This is a genomic window from Pseudescherichia vulneris NBRC 102420 (assembly GCF_000759795.1).
Taxonomy (GTDB): domain Bacteria; phylum Pseudomonadota; class Gammaproteobacteria; order Enterobacterales; family Enterobacteriaceae; genus Pseudescherichia; species Pseudescherichia vulneris.
This window is the reverse complement of record NZ_BBMZ01000008.1, coordinates 158530-181232: the sequence shown is the minus strand read 5'-3', so window position 1 is coordinate 181232 and position 22703 is coordinate 158530. Positions and strand designations below refer to the sequence as shown.

The following is a 22703-nucleotide window of genomic DNA, read 5'->3' as shown; positions in this document are numbered from 1 at the left end:
TTACTTATCGTGCCAGTAGGCGGTAGCGCGCACCAGCTGCGGATCGATAGCGTCAGTCTCAAACCGGCGGCTGACGTTTTTCACGACCTTCCCTTCCCCGGTTAGCCAGATATAGTAATCGTCCTGCGGGACGTTCACCTGCGCCAGACGCCGATCCAGCGCCTCTTCGCTATGACCCACAATCCACTCAATGGCAAACTCATCCAGATGGGCGAGATACTCCTTATAGCGTTCGTCACCGATGGTCACGATGGCCGTCACCTGCGGGCGTTCCGCCAGCTGGCGCAGCGTCTCCAGGCGGCGGCGTAGCGCGGGCATGCCGCTCTCGTCGCAGGCATAAAGCTGCCAGGCGTAATCTTCCGGCACCACCAGCGAACCGCGTGGCCCGCCGATAGTCAGGGTATCCCCTACCTGCGCATTTTCAGCCCAGCGGCTGGCGACCCCGCCGTCGTGAATGAAAAAGTCGAGGCTCAGCTCGTGGCGGGCTTCGTCGTAGAGCGGGGTGTAGTCGCGCGAGGCGGGACGCACGCCGTCACCCCAAACGATGCCCTCTTCCGTTACCGTCGGCGGCACAAACGGCTGGCCCGGCTGCGGGAAGAATACCTTGGTGTGATCGTCAAAGCCCCGGCTGCTAAAACCCGCCAGCGCCTCTCCCCCCAGCACGATACGCTGGAAACCTGCTCCGATGCGCTCCACGCGCAGCACCGTCAGTTCGCGGAAGCGCAGCTCATTGCGCACGCGCTGCGGATAACGTCGATCTTGTTTCGTCATATTAGCCATCCCAGGTTGAATACGATATATCTAAATAAATTTTAAATGATAATGATTGCTACTTAGAGAGATTGCAAGAATTTTTTTGATAGCGTTAGACAAGCAGTAATTCCGGGATGTAGACTTACTTTAGACATAATTTAGATATATCAAAAAAAGAGGCTGTAATCATGCACCATGCTGAAGATCGTCCCCACCCTCATCACGGCCACGGCGGCGGACGCCGTCAGCGCTTCTTCGGCCACGGCGAGCTGCGGCTGGTGGTGTTAGATATCCTGACCCGCAACGCCAGCCACGGCTATGAGCTGATTAAAGAGATCGAAAACCTGACCCAGGGCCACTATACCCCCAGCCCCGGCGTGATCTATCCGACCCTCGACTTCCTGCAGGAGCAGGCGTTTATTGAGATTAGCGAAGAGGAGAGCGGACGTAAAAAGATTGCCATTACCGAGGCAGGCCAGCAGTGGCTGGAGGAGAACCAGGAGCATCTCGTGCATATTCAGGCGCGGATCAAAGCGCGCGGCGTCGGGCACCAGCTGCGTAAAAATCCGCAGATGAAACGCGCCCTGGATAACTTCAAGGCCGTGTTGGATCTGAAGGTAAACCATGAAGAGATCAGCCCCGCCCAGCTGAAACAGATCATCGGCGTGATCGACCGGGCGGCGCTGGAGATCTCCCAGATGGATTAAGCGGTCGCCTCTGTCTGGCTAATGCGGAATATCTTGATCAGGGCTTTCAGGTGCTGCGCCTGCTCGTTCAGCGACGCCGCTGCCGCCACGGACTCCTCCACCAGGCTGGAGTTCTGCTGGGTGGTGGCGTCGATCAGGCCAATGGCGCTGTTGATCTGCGAGATCCCTTCCGTCTGCTCATGGCTGGCATGACCAATTTGCCGCAGGATGGTATCCATCTCTTCAACGTTGCTCACCATGCCGTTGATCAGCCTGCCCGCTTTTTCCACCAGCGCCATCCCTTCCCGCGCCTGAGTCGTGGAGTCCTCAATGAGCTGGCGAATATCATTCGCCGATGAGGCACTTTTCTGCGCCAGCTGGCGTACCTCCCCGGCCACCACCGCAAAGCCACGTCCGTGCTCGCCCGCACGTGCGGCTTCGACCGCCGCGTTGAGCGCCAGAATATTGGTCTGGAAAGCGATGGCGTCGATCAAGTTGATGATGTCGGACATGCGGCTGGAGGTATCGTTGATGACGCGCATCTTCTCCGTCACCTGTTTCATCATCGCGCCGTTGGTTTTTACCACCGTCGCCGCGTCGGCGGAGAGCTGGGTCGCTTCGGTAGTATGGCTGGCGGTATTTTTCACCGTGGCGGTGATCTGCTCCATAGAAGCAGCGGTCTGCTCAACGGAGCTGGCCTGCTCTTCGGTGCGGGCCGCCAGATCCTGATTACCGGCCACGATCTGCGCGGCGGCGCTGGAGATATTCTCTGAGCCGTACTGCACCTCCTGCACAATCTCCAGCAGGCGGGTCTTCATGGCCATCAGCGCGCTGAGCAGGACGCCGGTTTCGTCGCGATGCTTCACCTCAATCGAGTGGGTCAGATCCCCGGCGGCAATCGCCTCTGCCAGATCCACCGCCTGCCCCAGCGGACGGGTAATGGCACGCACAATAACGGTGCCCATCAGCACGGCGATAGCAATGCTGACCCCCGCCAGCAGGATCAGCATCAGGCGGTTGGTGTTGAAGTCGCTGTCGACCTGCTTACCCGCCTCGCGCATCCGCGCGTCCTGAATTGCGATCAGCTCCAGCACCTTCTGCTTATAGGCGTTCTGGATAGGCACGGTGGTGTTCATCATCTCCTGAACAGCGGCTTCCCGATTACCAACCTTCACCGCCTCTAAAATGCGGAAGCGGGAGTCAAGATACTGCTGGCGTACGCCGCGCAGGTCGGTGAGGATCTTCTGCGCCTGGGGGTCATCAAGCTGTTTCGTCAGGGTATCCAGCAGCACCGTAATTTCACCGCTGATGGCGGTCAGCTGCTGCTGCATGCTCTCGTTCCACTTCCCTTCGCTATCCAGCAGCATCAGCTGCTGGGTGCTGACAAAGGTCTGAAACTTGTCGATAAGCTGGTTCGCTTTAACCGTGGTGGGATAATCACTGTTCACAATAGTCTGCATGCCGTTATTTGCACGGCTCAGGCTAAATAGTGAAAGGCAGGAGCTGGCTACCATTAATACAATAAAGAATCCGAATGCCAGAAATAACTTTGTCCCAATCTTTACGTCATGTAAGAACATATATACTCCATCAAAATGATTATCTTTAAGACGATCACGTTATCGGTAACGGAGCAGCTAACTTTATGACTTTGATCGCTTTTATAGACGATATATCCTTTGATAAATAGGCGCAGGCTATTAATGACAGAGCATCGATCGTTATATGAGCGTAAGTAGCACGATTTAACAAATATATTAAAAATCGATTACACAATGGCAAAAAAAAGCCGCCCGATCGTGTTCAACCGGGCGGCATGAATAAATGGCGCTAATTAATGCAGGACGGTAACGGCATCTTCCAGACGGTTAGCGCGATGCTTAACCATCGCCGAAATTTGCGCGCTCTCTTCGACCAGCTCGGCATTTTTCTGCGTAATGCCGTCCAGCTCGGCCACCGCCCGGGTGAGCTCTGACAAGCCCGTCGCCTGCTCCGAGGTAGAGTGGCTGATCTGGGCAATCAGGCGCGTCACGTTTTTCACCTGCTCCACGATGTCATCCATGGTACGCCCAGCGGCGTGAACCTGATCCGCGCCGGACTGTACCTTGCTGGCGCTGGCATCAATTAGCTTACGGATATCGTTCGCCGCGTTGGCGCTGCGGTTCGCCAGATGACGAACTTCCCCGGCCACCACGGCAAAGCCTTTGCCCTGCTCCCCGGCGCGAGCCGCTTCAACCGCCGCGTTGAGCGCCAGAATGTTGGTCTGGAAGGCGATGTCATTGATAAGTGTGGTGATAGAGCCGATACGCTGCGTGCTGTCGGCAATATCATCCATGGTTTTCACTACCGTCTGCATCGCCTCTCCGCCTTCGCTCGCCGCTGTGCTCGCCGCCATCGACAGTTTATCGACCTCAGCGGCGGTTTCAGAGTTGCTCTGTACCGACGCCGCCATCTGGTTCATCGTGGCCACGGTCTGCTGAACGTTGGTGACCGTCTGGCGGGTGCGGTCGTTAAGATCTTCATTGCCCTGGGCCAGGCGTTCGCTGCCGTTACGCACGCTGGCGACCTGACCAGAAATATCATGAATTAACCAGCGGCACATCAGGCCCAGCTGGCCGACCGCGCGCAGGGTGAGCCCTAGCTCGTCGCTGCGGTTGAGATGCTCCACGCTGTTACGCTCGCCGGTGGCAACCTTCAGCGCCTGACGCGCCACATTCTCTACCGGGCGGACAATCTGCTGCTCAAACAGCAACGTCCCCAGCAGCATTACCACCGCACTGGCTGCTATTGCGCTCCACCCGGCATGGCTTAACGTGAGCGAGGCCGCCATCAGCGCAAACAGCACCGCCATCACGCCGCGTACCCGCCAGCGCAGCGGCATGGCCGGCAGCTTGCCGAGCCAGCTTTTACGTACCACCAGCCCCTTATGGATCCGCCGGTTGCAGCGTCCTTCATTCAGCGCCTTGTAGAGCGGCTCAACGGCAGCGATCTCGTCCGGCGTCGCCCGATTACGGATCGACATATAGCCCGTGGTCTGACCGTTACGCACCACCGGCACCGCGTTAGCCCGCACCCAGTAGTGATCGCCATTTTTACGGCGGTTTTTTACAATGCCGCTCCACGGCTCACCCTGCTGGAGCGTGTACCACATGTCGGCAAAGGCCGCTTTCGGCATATCTGGATGGCGCACCAGATTGTGCGGCTGACCCAAGAGCTCGTTAAGCGTATAGCCGCTCACCTGCACAAAAGTGTCATTGGCATGGGTCATGTAGCTTTGCAGATCGGTGGTGGACATCAGGGTGGTGTCATCGTCCAGGGCGTACTCGTTCTGGGTGACATAGCGTTGAGAGGACATGGCGGGCATTCCTTGCAGGTGTTATATGTTAATTTTTTAGACTAATCATTTTTCGGCGGTAAAAAATTTATCTTTAGTTGTTAAAACCGATCGCGATCGCAAAAAATCACTAAACCGCACTTTTTATACGCCCTTCTAATAGATTGATTTCAAATACTTTCGATATGAAACTACCTCCAAAGGCGTATTCGCCCTGCCCGTTTGTGTAGCACGTCCTGCACTACGCTGGTGCAGTCGGTGCCGTAAGCCTGCAAAATCCTTCGAAAAATGCCCAAGGGTTACCTATGGCGGACATCATTTGGCATGATTAAATTTTGTGCAGCGCTGTTTTTACCTGGCGTTTATCCCGATTTTTGCTACTCATGCCGAAGTGGCGTAATCCCTGCAATAATTTATGCAGTATCGCGTGATACGCCATCCCCGGGAGCTCATTTTGAACAGGTTACCTTCCAGCGCATCGGCCCTCGCCTGTAGCGCACACGCCCTGAATCTCATTGAGAAGCGAACGCTTGATCATGAGGAGATGAAAGAACTTAACCGAGAGGTGATTGATTACTTTAAAGAGCATGTTAACCCTGGATTTTTAGAGTACCGCAAGTCTGTTACTGCTGGCGGGGATTACGGAGCCGTAGAGTGGCAAGCAGGAAGTCTCAATACGCTTGTCGACACCCAGGGACAGGAGTTTTTAGATTGCCTGGGTGGATTTGGTATTTTTAATGTGGGGCACCGTAATCCAGTTGTGGTTTCCGCCGTACAGAATCAACTCGCGAAACAACCGCTTCACAGCCAGGAGCTGCTCGATCCGCTCCGGGCCATGCTGGCAAAAACTCTCGCTGCCCTGGCACCGGGCAAACTCAAGTACAGCTTCTTTAGCAATAGCGGCACCGAGTCCGTTGAGGCGGCTCTCAAGCTGGCGAAGGCGTATCAGTCGCCGCGCGGGAAGTTTACCTTTGTCGCCACCAGCGGCGCATTCCACGGCAAGTCCCTCGGGGCGCTCTCCGCGACGGCAAAATCCGCCTTCCGTAAACCCTTTATGCCGCTGCTGCCGGGCTTCCGCCATGTTCCCTTTGGCGATATTGAGGCGATGCGCACTCTGCTCTCCGAGTGCCATAAAACCGGTGATGACGTGGCGGCGGTGATCCTGGAGCCGATTCAGGGTGAAGGCGGTGTGATCCTGCCGCCGACGGGATACCTCCCTGCCGTTCGTAAGCTGTGCGATGAGTTTGGCGCACTGCTGATCTTTGATGAAGTGCAGACCGGCATGGGCCGTACCGGCAGGATGTTCGCCTGCGAGCATGAGAACGTGCAGCCGGATATCCTCTGCCTTGCTAAGGCGCTCGGCGGCGGCGTGATGCCTATCGGCGCGACGATTGCGACCGAGGAGGTCTTCTCGGTGCTGTTCGACAACCCGTTCCTGCACACCACCACCTTTGGCGGTAACCCGCTGGCCTGTGCGGCAGCGCTGGCGACCATCAACGTGCTGTTGGAGGAGAACCTCCCGGCGCAGGCCGAGCAGAAAGGTGACATGCTGCTGGACGGTTTCCGCCTGCTGGCGCGTCAGTACCCGGAGCTGGTGCACGACGTGCGCGGCAAAGGGATGTTGATGGCAATTGAGTTTGTCGATAACGAGAGCGGATACAACTTTGCCAGCGAGATGTTCCGTCAGCGCGTGCTGGTAGCGGGCACGCTGAACAATGCTAAAACCATTCGTATCGAACCGCCGTTAACCCTGACGGTTGAACAGTGCGAGCAGGTGCTGAAAGCGGCCGGGCTGGCGCTGGCGGCCCTGAGCGTCTCCACTGAAAAAGCCTGACTACGTTGGTCCCCGTTTACGGATGGGGGCCAACGCCATTCTTTGAATCCCATCACAACTGCTTCACGCGCCTTTTCCCTTTTATCTTGCGACGGCTAAATTAGAACTCATCCGACCACATAACAATAATTTTATACTGGAAGAGACAATGCGCTATTCGTCGCTGTTTGCCCCTCTCGATCTGGGCTTTACCACCCTGAAAAACCGCGTGCTGATGGGCTCGATGCATACCGGCCTTGAAGAGCGTCCCGATGGCCCTGAGCGCCTCGCCGCCTTTTACGCCGAGCGCGCCCGTCACGGCGTGGCGCTGATTGTCACCGGCGGCGTGGCGCCAGCGCTTTCTGGGGTGACGATGGCGGGCGGTGCGGCGCTGTGCGATGCCAGCCAGCTGCCGCATCATCAGTTGGTCACCGAAGCGGTACATCAGGAAGGCGGTAAAATCGCCCTGCAGATCCTGCATACCGGGCGCTATAGCTATCAGCCACAGCTGGTAGCCCCCTCGGCTATTCGAGCCCCTATTAACCGCTTTACCCCCCATGCCTTGACCCATGATGAGATCCTGGCTCTGATCGAAGATTTTGCGCGCTGCGCCCTGCTTGCCCGCGAGGCGGGCTACGATGGGGTGGAGATTATGGGTTCGGAGGGGTATCTGATTAACGAGTTTCTCGCGGCCCGTACCAACCAGCGCGACGATGAGTGGGGAGGCGATTACACCCGGCGGATGCGTTTTGCTACCGAAGTGGTGCGTACCGTGCGCCAGCGCGTAGGCAGCGATTTTATTATTATCTACCGCCTGTCGATGCTCGATTTAGTCGAGGATGGCGGCACGTTCGAGGAGACGGTGCAGCTGGCAAAAGCTGTGGAGGCCGCAGGCGCAACCATCATCAATACCGGGATTGGCTGGCACGAGGCGCGCATTCCCACCATCGCCACGCCGGTGCCACGCGCCGCCTTTAGCTGGGTGACGCGCAAGCTGAAGGGGCACGTCTCGGTGCCGCTAATCACCACTAACCGAATTAACGATCCCGGCGTTGCCGACGCAGTGCTGGCGCGCGGCGATGCCGATATGGTCTCGATGGCCCGCCCTTTTCTCGCCGATGCAGAGATCCTGTCGAAGGCGCAGAGCGGCCGTGAGGCGGAGATCAACACCTGTATCGGCTGCAACCAGGCCTGCCTCGATCGGATTTTCGCTGGCAAGGTGACCTCCTGCCTGGTCAATCCCCGCGCCTGTCACGAGACGATCATGCCGATCGTTCCGGCATTAACAGCGAAAAAGCTGGCGGTGGTCGGCGCAGGTCCGGCGGGGCTGGCCTTTGCGGTGAACGCTGCCCAGCGCGGCCATCAGGTGACGCTGTTCGATGCGGGGGCAGAGATCGGCGGCCAGTTTAATATCGCCAAGCAGATCCCAGGCAAAGAGGAGTTCTACGAAACCCTGCGCTACTATCGGCGAATGATCGATATTACCGGCATCCGTTTGCAGCTCAACCGGCTGGTGGGCGCAGAGGATCTTATCGACTTTGACGAGACGATCCTCGCCTGCGGCATCGAGCCACGGATCCCGCCGATCGAGGGGATCGATCACCCGAAGGTGCTGACGTATCTGGCGGTGCTGCGTGATAAGGTGCCGGTGGGCGCGAAGGTGGCGATTATCGGCTGCGGCGGCATCGGCTTCGATACCGCCATGTACCTGAGTCAGCCGGGAGAGCCGTCCAGCCAAAACATTGCCGAGTTTTGCGTTGAGTGGGGAATCGATACCAGTTTACGGCAGGTTGGCGGCCTGCGTCCCGAGGGGGCATTGCAGCCAAAAAGCCCGAGGCAGATTGTGATGCTCCAGCGTAAGCCAGGTAAACCCGGCGAGGGGCTGGGGAAAACCACCGGCTGGATCCACCGCGCCACGCTGCTGTCGCGTGGAGTGAAGATGATCCCGGCGGTGAGCTATCAGAAGATCGACGACGAGGGGCTGCACGTGCTGATCGACGGCGAACCGCAGCTGTTGGCGGTGGATCACGTCGTGCTTTGTGCCGGTCAGGAGCCGCGCCGGGATCTGGCCGATCCGCTGCGTGCGGCAGGAAAAACGGTGCATCTGATTGGCGGTTGCGACGTGGCGACGGAGCTGGACGCCCGCCGCGCCATCGCCCAGGGAACAACCTTGGCGTTAGCGATTTAACATACGCCCGGTGGCGCTGCGCTTACCGGGCCTACAAAACCACAAACCACTCCGCCGGAATGGGAATTAACGCCTGCGCGCCAGCTTCACCGCCTTCAGCACCACAAACTTGCTGTTGGTAGCAACGGTGGTGCAGTTGCCGAAGATCTTCTTCAGCTTATGGAAGTAGTCCAGGTGGCGGTTAGCCACGATATACAGCTCGCCGTTGGTTTTCAGGCAGCGACGCGCGTGGTGGAACATCTCCCAGGCGATATGATCCGTCAGGGCGTGCTTCTGGTGGAACGGCGGGTTGCAGAACACCGCGTTAAAGCGGTATGGCTCTACGCCGGAGAGCGCGTTGTTGATCATAAACTCGCAGCGATCCTGCGCGTCGGGCATGTTGGTCTCGACGTTCAGGCGGCTGGAGGCCACTGCCATCGGCGACTCATCAACAAACACTACCTGCGCCTCGGGGTTCTTCTCCAGCAGGGTCAGGCCAATCACGCCGTTACCGCAGCCGAGATCGACAATCTCCCCCTCCAGATTTTCCGGCAGGTGCTGGAGGAAGAAGCGAGCGCCTATATCCAGCCCGGTACGGGAGAAGACGTTGGCGTGGTTATGAATAGTCCACGGCGTACCGTCCAGCTTCCAGCTCAGGGTCTCCTGCACATCATTTAACGCCGGGGCGTTAAAGGTACAGTTCACCAGCCGCGCCTTTTTCCACGCCAGCGTGGTGGTGGTCGGGCCGAGGATCTTCTCGAACAGCTCCAGAGTCGAGTTGTGGATATCGCGAGCCTTGGTGCCAGCGATAATCCGCGTCTCTGGCGTCACGACCTGACGCAGGGCGCGCAGCTGCTGCTCCAGCAGCGCCAGCGTTTTTGGGATCTTGATCAGCACGACGCCAGGCGCGGCCGGATAGGCGGCGGTGCTGTCGAGGAAGGTGACGCTGCCCTCATCCAGCTCGTTGTGGCGCAGGTTCTCCCGGGTCGCCAGCTCGCTTAAGTAGGAGTCGCCGATGCTGAAAGGCGTATGCTCCACCAGCGCGCAGGCCAGCGCCCCAAAGGTATCGTTAAAAATCAGGACCGGGCCGCTGATTTCGGTTTCGTCCAGCTGCTGCAGCAGATACTCATCGGCCGCTTCCCACGCCTGCAGCGGGTTGACGTCGTCCGTTTCCGGAAAACGCTTTAAGTTTAGTGAACGGAAACCGTTGTCTGAATGGCTCATCGGCCCTCCTGGATGGTAAAATTCGGTGTTGTCCCCTGAGCGGGGGCGTGAGTATACCCTTTTTTAACTGTTATCGCGGGGCAATAATGAGCAATCTTCTCTATCTCCAGGGCTATCCGGAAAATCTACTGGCCCAGGTGCAGTCGCTCATTGCGCAAAATCGCCTCGGCGAGGTGCTAGAGAAGCGCTACCCGGGCCAGCACAGCGTCACTACCGACAAAGCGCTCTATAGCTATATTCAGGATCTGAAAAGCGAGTTCCTGCGCAACGCGCCGCCGATCAACAAGGTGGCCTACGACAATAAGATCCACGTCCTGAAGAACGCCCTCGGTCTGCATACCGCCGTCTCCCGGGTACAGGGCGGCAAGCTGAAGGCCAAGGCAGAGATCCGCATCGCCACCGTGTTTCGCAGCGCGCCGGAGCCGTTCTTGCGCATGATCGCCGTCCACGAGCTGGCGCATCTTAAGGAGAAGGAGCACGATAAAGCCTTCTACCAGCTGTGCTGCCATATGGAGCCGCAGTACCATCAGCTGGAGTTCGACACCCGCCTGTGGCTGACGCACCGCTCCCTTAGCGATTTTGCGCAATAGCGCACTCGTTTTGTCATTCTGACATGCTACATTGGGCAGACTGTCCCCGATGGAGCATAAAGGATTTATGATACGTTTCGCAGTCGTTGGCACCAACTGGATCACCCGCCAGTTCGTTGATGCCGCCCATGAGACCGGCAAGCTGAAGCTGACCGGCGTCTACTCCCGCAGCCTTGAGCAGGCTGAGCACTTTGCCAGCGATTATCCCGTTGAGCATCTCTTTACCTCGCTCGACGCCCTGGCACAGAGTGAATCTATCGACGCGGTGTATATCGCCAGCCCCAACTCGCTGCACTTCTCGCAGACCGAGCTCTTTTTACGGCATAAGAAGCATGTGATCTGCGAGAAGCCGCTGGCCTCAAATTTACAGGAAGTCGAGGCGGCCATCGCGGTTGCGCGGGAAAACGGCGTCGTGCTGTTTGAAGCGTTTAAGACCGCCGCGCTGCCTAACTTCCAGCTGGTGCAACAGTCGCTGCCGAAGGTGGGCACGCTGCGGAAGGTGTTCTTTAACTACTGCCAGTACTCCTCACGCTATCCGCGCTACCTCAACGGCGAGAACCCCAATACCTTCAATCCGGCCTTCTCTAACGGCTCGATCATGGATATTGGCTTCTACTGCCTGGCTTCAGCGGTAGCGCTGTGGGGCGAGCCGCAGAGCGTGCAGGCCACCGCCAGCCTGCTGCCGAGCGGCGTCGACGGTCACGGCGTAGCGGTGCTGAACTACGGTGACTTCAGCGTCACGTTGCAGCACTCCAAGGTCAGCGACTCCTCGTTGGCCAGCGAGATCCAGGGCGAGGATGGCGCGCTGGTGATTGAGCACCTCTCCGAGTGCCAGCGCGTGTCGTTTGTGCCGCGCGGCGGCAAGCCGCAGGAGATCACCCAGCCGCAGCATATCAACACCATGCTCTATGAAGCGGAGCGGTTTGCCCAGCTGGTGGATGAGAACACGGTTAACCACGCTGGCCTTGAGGTGAGCCGTATTACCGCCAAGGTGCTCACCGAGATCCGCCGCCAGACGGGCGTCGTGTTCCCGGCGGACGCTGCTGCACAGCTGGACTTACCGGCGTAAAGGTATGTAAAACCGGAGGGGGCTGACATTGACGCCCTCTCTGCTCTGACATATTTTGTTACTAGCAAAGGGGAGTAACTTCTTCGCCGGCAGGTCGTCATTACGATGCGTTTACGCATCCGGTCGCCGGGCATCCTGAACAGGGTGTAAGTGAGACCTTGCCGAAAGGCGAGGCCCTGTGCTCTAAAAACAAGCGGCTGCCGTCTTTCGACGTTGGCCGTTTTTGTTTTTATTGCAAGGAAACTCTCTATGAATAGTGTCGGCACACCGCTCCTGTGGGGCGGATTCGCTGTAGTCGTTGTGATCATGCTGGCTATCGACCTTCTGCTTCATGGCCGTCGTGGCACCCATACCATGACCATGAAACAGGCGGCCGGCTGGTCGATCCTGTGGGTCACCCTCTCGCTGCTGTTTAACGCTGTCTTCTGGTGGTATCTGGCGAGCACCGAAGGACGGGCCGTGGCCGATCCGCAGGCGCTCGCCTTCCTCACCGGCTACCTGATCGAAAAAGCGCTGGCGGTGGATAACGTCTTCGTCTGGCTGATGCTGTTCAGCTACTTCTCTATCCCGCCTGCCCTCCAGCGTCGGGTGCTGATCTACGGCGTACTGGGCGCGATTGTGCTACGTACCATCATGATCTTCGCCGGTAGCTGGCTGATCACGCAGTTCGAGTGGCTGCTCTACGTCTTTGGTGCATTCCTGCTCTTCACCGGGGTCAAAATGGCGCTGGCGAAAGAGGACGAGGCCGGGATCGGTGACAAGCCGATGGTGCGCTGGCTGCGCGGACATCTGCGCATGACCGATACCATTGAGAGCGAGCACTTCTTCGTGCGGCGCAACGGCCTGCTGTATGCCACCCCGCTGCTGCTGGTGCTGATCCTTGTGGAGCTGAGCGATGTGATCTTTGCGGTGGACAGTATCCCGGCGATCTTCGCCGTCACCACCGACCCGTTTATCGTGCTGACCTCAAACCTGTTCGCCATCCTCGGCCTGCGTGCAATGTACTTCCTGCTGGCGGGCGTAGCGGAGCGTTTTGCAATGCTGAAGTACGGTCTGTCGGTGATCCTGGTGTTTATCGGTATCAAGATGCTGATCGTCGATTTCTACCATATCCCCATCGCTATCTCGCTGGGCGTGGTGGGCGGCATCCTGGCGGTAACCCTGCTGATCAATGCCTGGGTTAACCATCAGAACGACAAGAAGCAGCGACTCTCATAATCATTACGCCGGGCGGCGTGAGCGCCGCCCGGAAAAATGTAAATACTTAGTTAAAAACTTTGACGCAGTACGTAAAATCCAGCACGTTGCACTTCCCCTCGATAGTTCTTTCCATATACTCAACCAGGCAAACATTCAGTTACATTCGGACATAAACGTGACACAGAGCACATTCCGACTGGAACGCAATTTCACTTAAGGAACTATCATGGCGACACAACCGTCTGGCCTGTTCAAGCATTTTATGCGGGGCAGTCTTGTAAAACAGATCCTTGTCGGGCTAGTGCTCGGTATTCTGCTGGCGTGGATCTCCAAGCCTGCGGCAATTGCCGTGGGGCTGCTTGGCACCCTCTTCGTTGGCGCGCTGAAGGCCGTCGCGCCGGTGCTGGTATTAATGCTGGTTATGGCCTCCATTGCTAACCACCAGCACGGTCAGAAAACCAGTATCCGCCCTATTCTGTTTCTCTATCTGCTGGGGACCTTCTCCGCCGCGCTGACGGCGGTGGTGTTTAGCTTCCTGTTCCCCTCGACGCTGCAGCTGGTTACCGGCGCAACGGAGATCACGCCGCCGTCGGGCATCGTAGAGGTGCTGCGCGGCCTGCTGATGAGCATGGTCTCTAACCCGATCGACGCCCTGTTGAACGCCAACTACATTGGCATTCTGGTTTGGGCCGTCGGGCTGGGCTTTGCCCTGCGCCATGGTAACGAGACGACTAAAAATCTGCTGAATGATGTCTCCAGCGCGGTAACCTTTATGGTGCAGCTGGTGATCCGTTTCGCGCCTATCGGTATCTTCGGCCTGGTTGCCTCGACCCTCGCCACCACCGGTTTTGACACCCTGTTTGGCTATGCCCAGCTGCTGGTTGTTCTGATCGGCTGCATGCTGCTGGTAGCGCTGATCATCAACCCGCTGCTGGTGTTCTGGAAGATCCGTCGTAACCCCTACCCGCTGGTGTTTATGTGCCTGCGCGAAAGCGGAGTCTACGCCTTCTTTACCCGCAGCTCGGCGGCCAACATTCCGGTTAACATGACGCTGTGCGAAAAGCTGAACCTGGACCGCGACACCTACTCCGTCTCCGTGCCGCTGGGCGCAACCATTAACATGGCCGGTGCGGCGATCACTATTACGGTGCTGACCCTGGCGGCGGTACACACTCTGGGTATTCCAGTGGATCTGCCTACGGCGTTGCTGCTGAGCGTGGTCGCCTCCCTGTGCGCCTGTGGAGCCTCCGGCGTGGCGGGCGGCTCGCTGCTGCTGATCCCGCTGGCCTGTAATATGTTTGGCATCCCGAACGATATTGCCATGCAGGTAGTGGCGGTGGGCTTTATTATCGGCGTGCTGCAGGACTCCTGCGAAACGGCGCTGAACTCCTCCACCGACGTGCTCTTTACCGCCGCGGCCTGTATGGCGGAAGACGAGCGCCTGGCGAAAAACGCCCTGCGTAGCTAAGACCTTCATCAGCCTTATACCCGGCGGCGCAACGCTGCCGGGTCTACACCTTGAACGGATCGATCCCGCGCTGCTGCATACGCCAGAAGCGGATGATGGTCAGACCGTTAACAATCAAAAAGCTACTCTCAATCAGCGTGCCGCCAATCGACCCCAGCCAGAAATTATGCGCTACCCAGCAGGCGGTAGAGCACCAGAGCACGCCGCGCATCGCCAACCCCTTTAGACGGAACAGCGCCCAGGTGCTGACAATGGTGCTAAACACCGGCAGCAGCTCCATCGCATGGTTAAACTTTGCCAACCCCAGCCCGCCGGTGAGCACGATAAAGAGCGCCATTACCCACAGGCTGCGGGTGCGCAGGGTGATCAGGGTGCGGATAGCGTTGAGCAGAGCGCTTGATCCGGCGGGAAACGCCCCCATCAGGAAGAAGTGCACGCCGATAATGGCGCTGTAGAGGGAGAGCTGCTTCTTGAAACGCCGCTCGTCGCGGTTGATAAAGGTCGTGATACCTACCACAAAGGCGATGACGCCAACGCCCTGGGCAAGCCAATATGCGGTCATAGGGATCCTTATCGCGTGATATAAAAAAACGGCGCTTCAGAGGCTGAAACGCCGTTTAACTTTACCGCCGAAGTGAACTACAGCGTAACGCCGCTTTTGAAGATCGCCAGCTCGCGGAACTCGTTGCGTTCGTTGCAGGTCTGTTTGCCGTTAGCGATCTCAACAATGGTATCCACGAACTCGGTCAGCACCTGCGGCATCAGTTTGCCGTGGATCAGCTGACCAGCATCGAAGTCGATCCAGTGTTTTTTCTTCGCCGCCAGCTCGCTGTTGGTGGCGATTTTTACCGTCGGTACAAAACCGCCGTAAGGCGTACCGCGTCCGGTCGAGAAGAGCACCATATGGCAGCCCGCGCCAGCCAGGGCGCTGGTAGCAACGGCGTCGTTACCCGGCGCGCTCAGCAGGTTCAGACCATGGGTTTTCAGACGCTCGCCGTAGCGCAATACGTCAACCACCTGGCTGGCCCCCGCTTTCTGGGTGCAGCCCAGCGACTTCTCTTCCAGGGTGGTAATGCCACCCGCTTTGTTACCCGGCGATGGGTTCTCGTAGATCGGCTGATTGTGGGCGATAAAGTACTGTTTGAAGTCGTTCACCATGGTGACGGTTTTTTCAAACGTGGACTCATCGCGGCAGTGGCTCATCAGGATCTGCTCGGCACCAAACATCTCCGGCACCTCGGTCAGCACGGTCGTACCGCCGTTGCCGATCACGTAGTCGGAGAAGCGGCCCAGCATCGGGTTAGCGGTGATGCCAGAGAGGCCATCGGAACCGCCGCACTCAAGGCCAAACTTCAGCTCGCTCAGCTTGCCCGGTTCGCGTTTATCGTTACGCATCGCGTTATAGAGCTGGTGCATATGCTCAAGGCCCGCTTCCACTTCGTCTTCCTGGTGTTGGCAGACCATAAAGTGGACGCGGTCCGGGTCGAAATCGCCCAGCGTTTCGCGGAACACATCAACCTGGTTGTTCTCACAGCCGAGACCAATCACCAGGACCGCACCCGCGTTAGGGTGGCGCACCATATTTTGCAGCATGGTGCGGGTGTTGACGTGATCGTCCCCAAGCTGGGAGCAGCCGTAGGTGTGGCTGAACAGGAAGACGCCGTCGGTGCCTTCAGCATTCTGCGTCTCTTTTAAGAAACGGGTCTGGATCTGGCGAGCGATGCCGTTGACGCAGCCGACAGTTGGCAGGATCCACAGTTCATTGCGGATCCCCACCTCGCCGTTGGCCCGACGATAGATCTCAACGTCGCGATCCGCCGCCTGCGCTTCTGCAGCATGAAGATCGGGTTGATAGCTATACTCGTCCAGATCGCTCAGATTGGTGCGCGCATTGTGAGAGTGAATGTATTCACCCGCTGCGATATCTGCCGTGGCGTGGCCAATCGGCAGACCGTATTTCACCACGTTCTGCCCCTGCGGGATGGGCTGCAGGGCAAACTTATGCCCGCGTCCCACCGGCTGGCGCAGCTGCACGGTGTGGTTATCGACAGAAATTTCCGCGCCTTCCGCCAGGTCAGCCAGGGCGACTGCGACGTTATCTAGCGAATGGATCTTGATGTATTGCATATCAACCTCAAACGGCCTTAGTTCAGTTCAATCGCGAAGTAATCACGCGCATTGTTAAAGCAGATATTTCTCACCATCTCGCCCAGCAGCTGAATATCTGCCGGAGCTTCCCCGGCGGCGACCCAGCGGCCAATCATCTGGCACAGGATGCGACGGAAGTACTCGTGACGGGTATAGGAGAGGAAGCTGCGGCTATCGGTCAGCATACCGACGAAGCGGCTTAACAGGCCAAGCTGTGCCAGCTGGGTCATCTGACGCTCCATGCCATCTTTCTGATCGTTAAACCACCAGCCGGAGCCGAACTGCATTTTGCCCGGCATACCTTCACCCTGGAAGTTACCGATCATGGTCCCCAGCACTTCGTTATCGCGCGGGTTCAGGCAGTAAAGAATGGTTTTCGGCAGCAGGTTCTCTTCGTTCTGCTTACTCAGCAACTTAGAGAGCTCCTCCGCCATCGGACGGTCGTTGATGGAGTCGAAGCCGACGTCCGGCCCCAGCAGTTTGAACTGGCGCAGGTTGTTATTACGCAGCGCGCCGATGTGGTACTGCTGTACCCATTCGCGACGGGCATACTCTGCGCCGAGGAAGACCAGCACGGCAGTTTTAAACTGTGCCACTTCATGTTCGCTCAGGGTTTCGCCTGACAGACGACGGGCAAGAATGCTGTCCAGCTCGGCTTCGCTCGCTTCGGCAAACAGCACCACGTCCAGCGCATGGTCAGAGACTTTACAGCCGTGGGCGGCAAAGTGATCCAGACGCTTGGTCAGCGCGGATTGCAGATCGCTAAAGCGGCGAATGTCGGTATCAGAGACTTCACCCAGCTTCGCCATGTAGTCGTTAAAGGTCGCCAGCTCAATGTTGAACGCCTTATCCGGACGCCAGCTCGGCAGCACTTTGATGCTGAAATCGGTGTCTTTGGCCACGCTGGCGTGATGCTCCAGAGAGTCGATCGGATCGTCGGTGGTGCCGACCATCTTCACATTCATCTGCTGCATGATGCCACGCGCGGAGAATTTATCCTGCGCCAGCAGCGCATTGCCCTGCTCCCAGATCTCATCAGCGGTTGCCGGAGAGAGCAGCTTACCTGTAATACCAAACGGGCGGCGCAGTTCGAGGTGCGTCCAGTGGTATAACGGGTTGCCAATAGTGTGCGGCACGGTAGCGGCCCACGCATCAAACTTCTCGCGGTCAGAGGCATCACCGGTACACAGGCGCTCAGGCACGCCGTTAGTGCGCATCGCACGCCACTTATAGTGATCGCCTTTCAACCAGATGTCATACAGGTTTTTAAAACGGTAGTTGTCCGCAATCTGCTGCGGCGGCAGGTGGCAATGATAGTCGAAAATCGGCTGATCTTTCGCGTAATCATGGTACAGACGGCGAGCAAATTCGGTATCCAGCAGGAAATCTTCGGTCATAAAAGCGGTCATTATCGTCTTCCTCTAAACGAGTGCGTTAGATGCGTACGTTCAATGCTGACAAAGTTATCACACCAATTTCTATAGACCGAAGATATTTTCGTGAGTTAGATCAATAAACGCTGACAAAAAATTTACCCTCAAGGGAGTAAATTCGCCGCTAACCCGCGCCAGCTCTGGCTTTGCTGGCGCGGAATAATGCCCACACAGAGAAAAGCACTTTTGTGATGTCACTCACCTTTTAAAGTTGTATGACAAGTTATCTTTCTGCCGTCGCGAAACATATACCGACGGAATGCATTACAGGTGATTTATCACTGAGTTTACCGGTACGGATACCGACTTGTGCACGCACACTGATGGCAAGGTCCGGGCCGTTTCGGGAGTTACTCCCGGCTAGGCCCCCCGTTACATCTCCCCCGGCTCGATCCGGAGGAGGGCCGCCCAAGGCGGAAATAACATAACGATGAGGTTTTACATGCGTAAAATTAAAGGTTTACGTTGGTACATGATAGCGCTGGTGACGCTGGGCACCGTGCTTGGCTACCTGACCCGTAACACCATTGCTGCGGCTGCGCCAACGCTAATGGAAGAGCTGCACATCTCCACGCAGCAGTACTCGTATATCATCGCGGCTTATTCCGCCGCCTACACCATCATGCAGCCGGTTGCGGGCTACGTGCTGGACATTCTGGGTACCAAAGTAGGCTACGCCGTCTTTGCTGTGACCTGGGCAATCTTCTGCGGTGCTACGGCGCTGGCAGGCAGCTGGGGTGGTTTAGCGCTGGCACGTGGTGCAGTCGGTGCCGCTGAAGCTGCGATGATCCCGGCAGGCCTGAAAGCCGCTTCCGAGTGGTTCCCGGCGAAAGAGCGTTCTATTGCCGTTGGCTACTTCAACGTTGGCTCCTCTATCGGGGCGATGATTGCACCGCCGCTGGTGGTGTGGGCAATCGTTATGCACAGCTGGCAGCTGGCGTTCATTATCTCCGGCGTGCTGAGCTTCGCCTGGGCAATGGCCTGGCTGATTTTCTACAAACACCCGCGCGATCAGAAAAAATTAACTGAAGAAGAGCGTAGCTATATCATTGGCGGTCAGGAAGCACAGCACCAGACCAACAACGGTAAGAAAATGACCGTCTGGCAGATTCTGGGTACTCGTCAGTTCTGGGGTATCGCCCTGCCGCGTTTCCTGGCAGAGCCGGCCTGGGGTACGTTCAACGCCTGGATCCCGCTGTTCATGTTTAAAGTCTACGGCTTTAACCTGAAAGAGATCGCGATGTTCGCCTGGATGCCTATGCTGTTCGCAGACCTCGGCTGTATCGTAGGGGGCTACCTGCCGCCGCTGTTCCAGCGCTGGTTTGGCGTGAACCTGATCGTCTCCCGTAAAATGGTTGTGACCATGGGTGCGGTACTGATGATTGGCCCTGGCATGATCGGCCTGTTCACCAGCCCGTACGTGGCGATTGGCCTGCTGTGTATCGGCGGCTTTGCTCACCAGTCTCTGTCTGGTGCGCTGATCACGCTCTCCTCTGACGTGTTTGGTCGTAACGAAGTGGCGACGGCTAACGGTCTGACCGGTATGGCGGCCTGGACGGCGAGCACCATGTTTGCGCTGGTGGTCGGTGCGCTGGCGGATACCATTGGCTTCAGCCCGCTGTTTGCTGTGCTGGCCGTGTTCGACATCATGGGGGCTATCGTTATCTGGACCGTGCTGAAGAGCAAGTCCGCTGCCGAGCTTGAGGAAGAGAAGCGAGCCGTCGGTGGCCCTGCCGCCCAACACTAATAGAATGTAATAACGCATTTGATACCCAGCCGCCCACACTATTCGGGCGGCTTTTTCATTACTGGTATGGTGAGAATTTAGGAAAAGTGGTATAACAAATCTATCTATCCTGTCTCGCCTGGAGCGCATATGGAAATCACCGAATCACGCCGTTTATATCAGCAGCTGGCCGCTGAGCTAAAGAGCCGCATTGAGGCCGGCGTGTATCTTGTCGGTGACAAACTGCCTGCCGAGCGTTTTATTGCCGATGAGAAGAGCGTGAGCCGCACCGTGGTGCGCGAAGCGATCATCATGCTGGAAGTTGAAGGCTACGTCGAAGTGCGCAAAGGCTCGGGTATCCATGTCATCTCTAACCAGGCGAAATATCAGCAGATCCCCGACGAGTCTATGGAGTTTGCTAACTACGGTCCGTTTGAGCTGCTACAGGCTCGCCAGCTTATTGAAAGTAATATTGCCGAGTTTGCCGCTACCCAGGTGACTAAACAGGACATCATGAAGCTGATGGAGATCCAGGATAAGGCGCGGCAGGAGAAGTGCTTCCGCGACTCGGAGTGGGATCTCCAGTTCCACGTTCAGGTGGCGCTGGCCACGCAGAACACCGCCCTGGCAGCAATCGTAGAAAAAATGTGGACTCAGCGCATACACAACCCGTACTGGAAAAAACTGCACGATCACATTGATGCCCGCACCGTAGACAACTGGTGTGACGATCATGACCAGATCCTTAAGGCGCTGATTCGTAAAGATCCGCATGCGGCGAAGGTAGCGATGTGGCAGCATCTGGAGAACACCAAGCTGATGCTGTTCAATGAAACTAGCGACGACTTTGAGTTCAACGCTGACCGCTATCTGTTTGCTGAAAATCCGGTGGTTCACCTCGATACTGCCGCAACCGCCGTGAAATAACACCCTTCTCTTTTTGCCGCGGGCGCTGGTGCGCCTGCGCTGTGCAATCAATAACATAACGCGGTCAGTAACCGTATAGAGTGTCAGCCTTTGTAAAAACCTTTGTCACTCCCCGCCCCCGCAAGCAAAATCAATTCCTAAAATACGTATTTTCAGTGACGCAGATCTCTGGCGTTTGTTACAATTAGATGCAATTTCTTTCCAGCGGCGTTAACCCCGATATTCGTTAACCGATGTACCAGGAACACTGAATGGAACTACTTACCCAGTTACTGAACGCTTTATGGCACCAGGATTTCGAAACGCTGGCGAATCCTTCCATGATCGGCATGCTCTATTTTGTTTTATTTATGATTTTGTTTCTGGAAAACGGCCTGCTGCCAGCGGCATTTTTACCGGGTGATAGCCTGCTGGTGCTGGTAGGCGTCCTGATTGCCAAAGGGGCAATGGGTTATCCGCAAACGATTTTGCTGCTTACCGCCGCCGCCAGCCTCGGCTGCTGGGTAAGCTATATCCAGGGACGCTGGCTCGGTAATACGCGTATCGTGCAGAACTGGCTGTCACATCTGCCCGCACACTATCACCAGCGGGCGCACCATATGTTCCATAAGCATGGGCTCTCCGCGCTGCTGATCGGCCGCTTTATCGCCTTTGTGCGCACGCTGCTGCCGACCATCGCCGGTCTTTCCGGCCTGAGTAACGCTCGCTTTCAGTTCTTTAACTGGATGAGCGGCCTGCTGTGGGTAGTGATCCTGACGACCTTTGGTTATCTGCTGGGCAAGACGCCCGTGTTTCTCAAATATGAAGATGCGCTCATGTCCTGCCTGATGCTGCTGCCGGTGGTGCTGCTGGTAATAGGGCTGGTTGGCTCGCTGTTCGTTTTATGGAAGAAAAAATATGGAAATCGGCAGTAAGCTACGTTCGCGGCGCGCACTCATACATCAGTGCGCTTTTGCGCTGGCCGCCATTATGCTCTTTACCCTGCTCTTCGCTGCCTGGGCTACCCTCCAGCAGCGCGAGTCGACGCTGGCTATTCGTCCCGGTAACCAGAGCGTCAGCGTGCCGGACGGCTTCTCCGTCTGGCACCACCTCGACGCCAACGGGATCCGCTTCAAAAGCATCACGCCGAAAAATGACACCCTGGTCATTACCTTTGACTCCAGCGCGCAAAGCGCGGCGGCAAAAGTGGTCTTAGACCGCACCCTGCCGCAGGGCTATATCATCGCCCTTCAGGACGACGACGACCAGACGGCAGCCTGGCTTACCCGCCTGCGCGATACGCCTCACCGTCTGGGTTAACCTTCTACTAATCCGAATCTTTTCACTTACTTTGGTGATCTTCGCGTTTACTTACTATGCTTGAGTAGACGGGAACAGTGTCACTCTTTTACTGACTACATTATCGGCATTTCATGGTGATATGCCGCTTAAACAAGGGAAAGTTATAAGAATGAGATACCGCATCGTACTGGCGTTAAGCCTTTTATCTTTGAGCGCCGCTTCGCAGGCCGTATCGCTTTGCCAGGAGAAAGAACAGGATATCCTGCGCGAGATCAGCTACGCCGAGAAGCATAACAATCAGAGCCGCGTTGACGGACTGAACACCGCGCTTAAAGAGTTAAAAGCCAACTGCACCGACAGCAAGCTGCGCGCAGACCACCAGAAAAAAATTGCTGAACAAAAGGAAGAGGTTGCTGAACGTCAGCAGGATCTGACTGAAGCACAGCAAAAAGGCGATGCGGATAAAGTGACCAAACGTGAACACAAGCTGAAAGAGGCGCAGGAAGAGCTGCGTGCGCTTGAGGCCCGTGATTATTAAAGGAAGTTACCACTCGCTCACCTGGAGAGAATTATGTCTAAGTCTAAAGATACTACCGCCGATCATCTGCGCGCTGAGTTGAAATCCCTGACGGATACCCTGGAAGAGGTATTAAGTAACTCCGGGGACAAATCGAAAGAAGAGTTGAGTAAGCTGCGTACTAAAGCAGAGCGCGCTCTGCATGAAAGCCGCTATCGTCTGGGTGAAACCAGCGATGTTATTGCTAAACAAACCCGTGAAGCCGCCACGCGCGCCGATGAATATGTGCGCGAGAACCCGTGGACTGGTGTAGGGATTGCCGCTGCAGCCGGTGTGGTGCTGGGCGTGCTTCTGACGCGACGCTGAT

Annotated in this window: 20 protein-coding genes; 13 read left to right on the top strand and 7 right to left on the bottom strand. The window is 57.0% G+C overall.

Going from position 1 to position 22703, the window contains the following annotated elements; translation table 11 throughout:
• The gene (locus EV102420_RS06700) at positions 1-771 is read right to left on the bottom strand and encodes a siderophore-interacting protein (RefSeq protein ID WP_042390248.1); all 771 of its coding nucleotides are present in this window, start codon (positions 769-771) and stop codon (positions 1-3) included.
• Between the two features lie 170 nt (positions 772-941).
• Here EV102420_RS06700 and EV102420_RS06695 point away from each other — a divergent pair, with 170 nt between their 5' ends.
• Positions 942-1460 (top strand): PadR family transcriptional regulator, encoded by a 519-nt coding sequence (locus EV102420_RS06695; RefSeq protein WP_042390245.1) that lies wholly within the window; start codon positions 942-944, stop codon positions 1458-1460.
• Here EV102420_RS06695 and EV102420_RS06690 read toward each other — a convergent pair.
• Both EV102420_RS06690 and EV102420_RS06685 read right to left on the bottom strand, forming a co-directional pair.
• Positions 1457-3019, bottom strand: coding sequence for a methyl-accepting chemotaxis protein (locus tag EV102420_RS06690; RefSeq protein ID WP_042390243.1), 1563 nt, complete (start codon positions 3017-3019; stop codon positions 1457-1459). The two genes, EV102420_RS06695 and EV102420_RS06690, sit on opposite strands and share 4 nt — an antisense overlap.
• Before the next feature lie 254 nt (positions 3020-3273).
• On the bottom strand, positions 3274-4794 hold the full coding sequence (locus EV102420_RS06685) for a methyl-accepting chemotaxis protein (protein WP_042390241.1): 1521 nt from the start codon (positions 4792-4794) through the stop codon (positions 3274-3276).
• A gap of 433 nt (positions 4795-5227) precedes the next feature.
• Between EV102420_RS06685 and ygjG the strand changes: the two genes are divergently transcribed.
• On the top strand, positions 5228-6607 hold the full coding sequence (ygjG, locus tag EV102420_RS06680) for a putrescine aminotransferase (protein ID WP_042390684.1): 1380 nt from the start codon (positions 5228-5230) through the stop codon (positions 6605-6607).
• Between the two features lie 148 nt (positions 6608-6755).
• Complete coding sequence (locus EV102420_RS06675) at positions 6756-8774, top strand: NADPH-dependent 2,4-dienoyl-CoA reductase (protein WP_042390240.1); 2019 nt, start codon at positions 6756-6758, stop codon at positions 8772-8774.
• Positions 8775-8840: 66 nt separating this feature from the next.
• Here the strand turns inward: EV102420_RS06675 and rlmG are convergent, their stop codons facing one another.
• The gene (rlmG, locus tag EV102420_RS06670) at positions 8841-9977 is read right to left on the bottom strand and encodes a 23S rRNA (guanine(1835)-N(2))-methyltransferase RlmG (protein WP_042390239.1); all 1137 of its coding nucleotides are present in this window, start codon (positions 9975-9977) and stop codon (positions 8841-8843) included.
• 86 nt (positions 9978-10063) lie between these two features.
• On the opposite strand from rlmG, the gene EV102420_RS06665 reads away from it, so the two are divergent.
• From EV102420_RS06665 to sstT, 4 genes are all read left to right on the top strand, one after another.
• Entirely contained in the window at positions 10064-10567 is a 504-nt protein-coding gene (locus EV102420_RS06665; protein WP_042390237.1) for a YgjP-like metallopeptidase domain-containing protein, read from the top strand.
• Positions 10568-10634: 67 nt separating this feature from the next.
• Positions 10635-11636: a Gfo/Idh/MocA family protein gene (locus tag EV102420_RS06660; protein WP_042390682.1), complete on the top strand. Its 1002-nt coding sequence runs from the start codon at positions 10635-10637 to the stop codon at positions 11634-11636.
• Between the two features lie 249 nt (positions 11637-11885).
• A complete protein-coding gene (locus EV102420_RS06655; RefSeq protein ID WP_042390236.1) occupies positions 11886-12854 on the top strand; it encodes a TerC family protein in 969 nt (322 codons plus the stop codon).
• A gap of 208 nt (positions 12855-13062) precedes the next feature.
• Complete coding sequence (gene sstT, locus EV102420_RS06650; RefSeq protein WP_042390234.1) at positions 13063-14304, top strand: serine/threonine transporter SstT; 1242 nt, start codon at positions 13063-13065, stop codon at positions 14302-14304.
• Positions 14305-14347: 43 nt separating this feature from the next.
• On the opposite strand, the gene EV102420_RS06645 is transcribed toward sstT, so the two are convergent.
• From EV102420_RS06645 to uxaC, 3 genes are all read right to left on the bottom strand, one after another.
• A complete protein-coding gene (locus tag EV102420_RS06645; protein WP_042390232.1) occupies positions 14348-14866 on the bottom strand; it encodes a YgjV family protein in 519 nt (172 codons plus the stop codon).
• Between the two features lie 77 nt (positions 14867-14943).
• On the bottom strand, positions 14944-16431 hold the full coding sequence (locus EV102420_RS06640) for a UxaA family hydrolase (protein WP_042390231.1): 1488 nt from the start codon (positions 16429-16431) through the stop codon (positions 14944-14946).
• A gap of 17 nt (positions 16432-16448) precedes the next feature.
• Complete coding sequence (gene uxaC, locus EV102420_RS06635; protein WP_042390229.1) at positions 16449-17861, bottom strand: glucuronate isomerase; 1413 nt, start codon at positions 17859-17861, stop codon at positions 16449-16451.
• A 466-nt stretch (positions 17862-18327) separates the two neighbouring features.
• Here uxaC and EV102420_RS06630 point away from each other — a divergent pair, with 466 nt between their 5' ends.
• The 6 genes from EV102420_RS06630 to EV102420_RS06605 all read left to right on the top strand — a co-directional run bounded on the left by EV102420_RS06630 (position 18328) and on the right by EV102420_RS06605 (position 22702).
• Positions 18328-19632, top strand: coding sequence for an MFS transporter (locus EV102420_RS06630; protein ID WP_042390228.1), 1305 nt, complete (start codon positions 18328-18330; stop codon positions 19630-19632).
• 129 nt (positions 19633-19761) lie between these two features.
• A complete protein-coding gene (gene exuR, locus EV102420_RS06625; protein WP_042390226.1) occupies positions 19762-20538 on the top strand; it encodes a transcriptional regulator ExuR in 777 nt (258 codons plus the stop codon).
• Positions 20539-20789: 251 nt separating this feature from the next.
• Positions 20790-21452, top strand: coding sequence for a DedA family general envelope maintenance protein YqjA (gene yqjA / locus EV102420_RS06620; RefSeq protein WP_042390225.1), 663 nt, complete (start codon positions 20790-20792; stop codon positions 21450-21452).
• Positions 21436-21837 (top strand): EnvZ/OmpR regulon moderator MzrA, encoded by a 402-nt coding sequence (mzrA, locus tag EV102420_RS06615; protein ID WP_042390224.1) that lies wholly within the window; start codon positions 21436-21438, stop codon positions 21835-21837. The genes yqjA and mzrA overlap by 17 nt, the downstream gene beginning before the upstream one ends.
• 151 nt (positions 21838-21988) lie before the next feature.
• Positions 21989-22357: a DUF1090 domain-containing protein gene (locus tag EV102420_RS06610; RefSeq protein WP_042390222.1), complete on the top strand. Its 369-nt coding sequence runs from the start codon at positions 21989-21991 to the stop codon at positions 22355-22357.
• Positions 22358-22390: 33 nt separating this feature from the next.
• Positions 22391-22702: an ElaB/YgaM/YqjD family protein gene (locus tag EV102420_RS06605; RefSeq protein WP_042390221.1), complete on the top strand. Its 312-nt coding sequence runs from the start codon at positions 22391-22393 to the stop codon at positions 22700-22702.
• Position 22703: the final 1 nt, after the last annotated feature.

Coding starts and splice junctions, on each gene's coding strand:
- EV102420_RS06610 (WP_042390222.1), top strand. CDS start 21,989: ATGAGATACCGCATCGTACTGGCGTTAAGCCTTTTATCTTTGAGCGCC.
- EV102420_RS06690 (WP_042390243.1), bottom strand. CDS start 3,019: ATGTTCTTACATGACGTAAAGATTGGGACAAAGTTATTTCTGGCATTC.
- EV102420_RS06695 (WP_042390245.1), top strand. CDS start 942: ATGCACCATGCTGAAGATCGTCCCCACCCTCATCACGGCCACGGCGGC.
- EV102420_RS06640 (WP_042390231.1), bottom strand. CDS start 16,431: ATGCAATACATCAAGATCCATTCGCTAGATAACGTCGCAGTCGCCCTG.
- rlmG (WP_042390239.1), bottom strand. CDS start 9,977: ATGAGCCATTCAGACAACGGTTTCCGTTCACTAAACTTAAAGCGTTTT.
- sstT (WP_042390234.1), top strand. CDS start 13,063: ATGGCGACACAACCGTCTGGCCTGTTCAAGCATTTTATGCGGGGCAGT.
- EV102420_RS06700 (WP_042390248.1), bottom strand. CDS start 771: ATGACGAAACAAGATCGACGTTATCCGCAGCGCGTGCGCAATGAGCTG.
- EV102420_RS06685 (WP_042390241.1), bottom strand. CDS start 4,794: ATGTCCTCTCAACGCTATGTCACCCAGAACGAGTACGCCCTGGACGAT.
- exuR (WP_042390226.1), top strand. CDS start 19,762: ATGGAAATCACCGAATCACGCCGTTTATATCAGCAGCTGGCCGCTGAG.
- EV102420_RS06675 (WP_042390240.1), top strand. CDS start 6,756: ATGCGCTATTCGTCGCTGTTTGCCCCTCTCGATCTGGGCTTTACCACC.
- EV102420_RS06655 (WP_042390236.1), top strand. CDS start 11,886: ATGAATAGTGTCGGCACACCGCTCCTGTGGGGCGGATTCGCTGTAGTC.
- yqjA (WP_042390225.1), top strand. CDS start 20,790: ATGGAACTACTTACCCAGTTACTGAACGCTTTATGGCACCAGGATTTC.
- EV102420_RS06665 (WP_042390237.1), top strand. CDS start 10,064: ATGAGCAATCTTCTCTATCTCCAGGGCTATCCGGAAAATCTACTGGCC.
- EV102420_RS06605 (WP_042390221.1), top strand. CDS start 22,391: ATGTCTAAGTCTAAAGATACTACCGCCGATCATCTGCGCGCTGAGTTG.
- EV102420_RS06645 (WP_042390232.1), bottom strand. CDS start 14,866: ATGACCGCATATTGGCTTGCCCAGGGCGTTGGCGTCATCGCCTTTGTG.
- EV102420_RS06630 (WP_042390228.1), top strand. CDS start 18,328: ATGCGTAAAATTAAAGGTTTACGTTGGTACATGATAGCGCTGGTGACG.
- mzrA (WP_042390224.1), top strand. CDS start 21,436: ATGGAAATCGGCAGTAAGCTACGTTCGCGGCGCGCACTCATACATCAG.
- EV102420_RS06660 (WP_042390682.1), top strand. CDS start 10,635: ATGATACGTTTCGCAGTCGTTGGCACCAACTGGATCACCCGCCAGTTC.
- uxaC (WP_042390229.1), bottom strand. CDS start 17,861: ATGACCGCTTTTATGACCGAAGATTTCCTGCTGGATACCGAATTTGCT.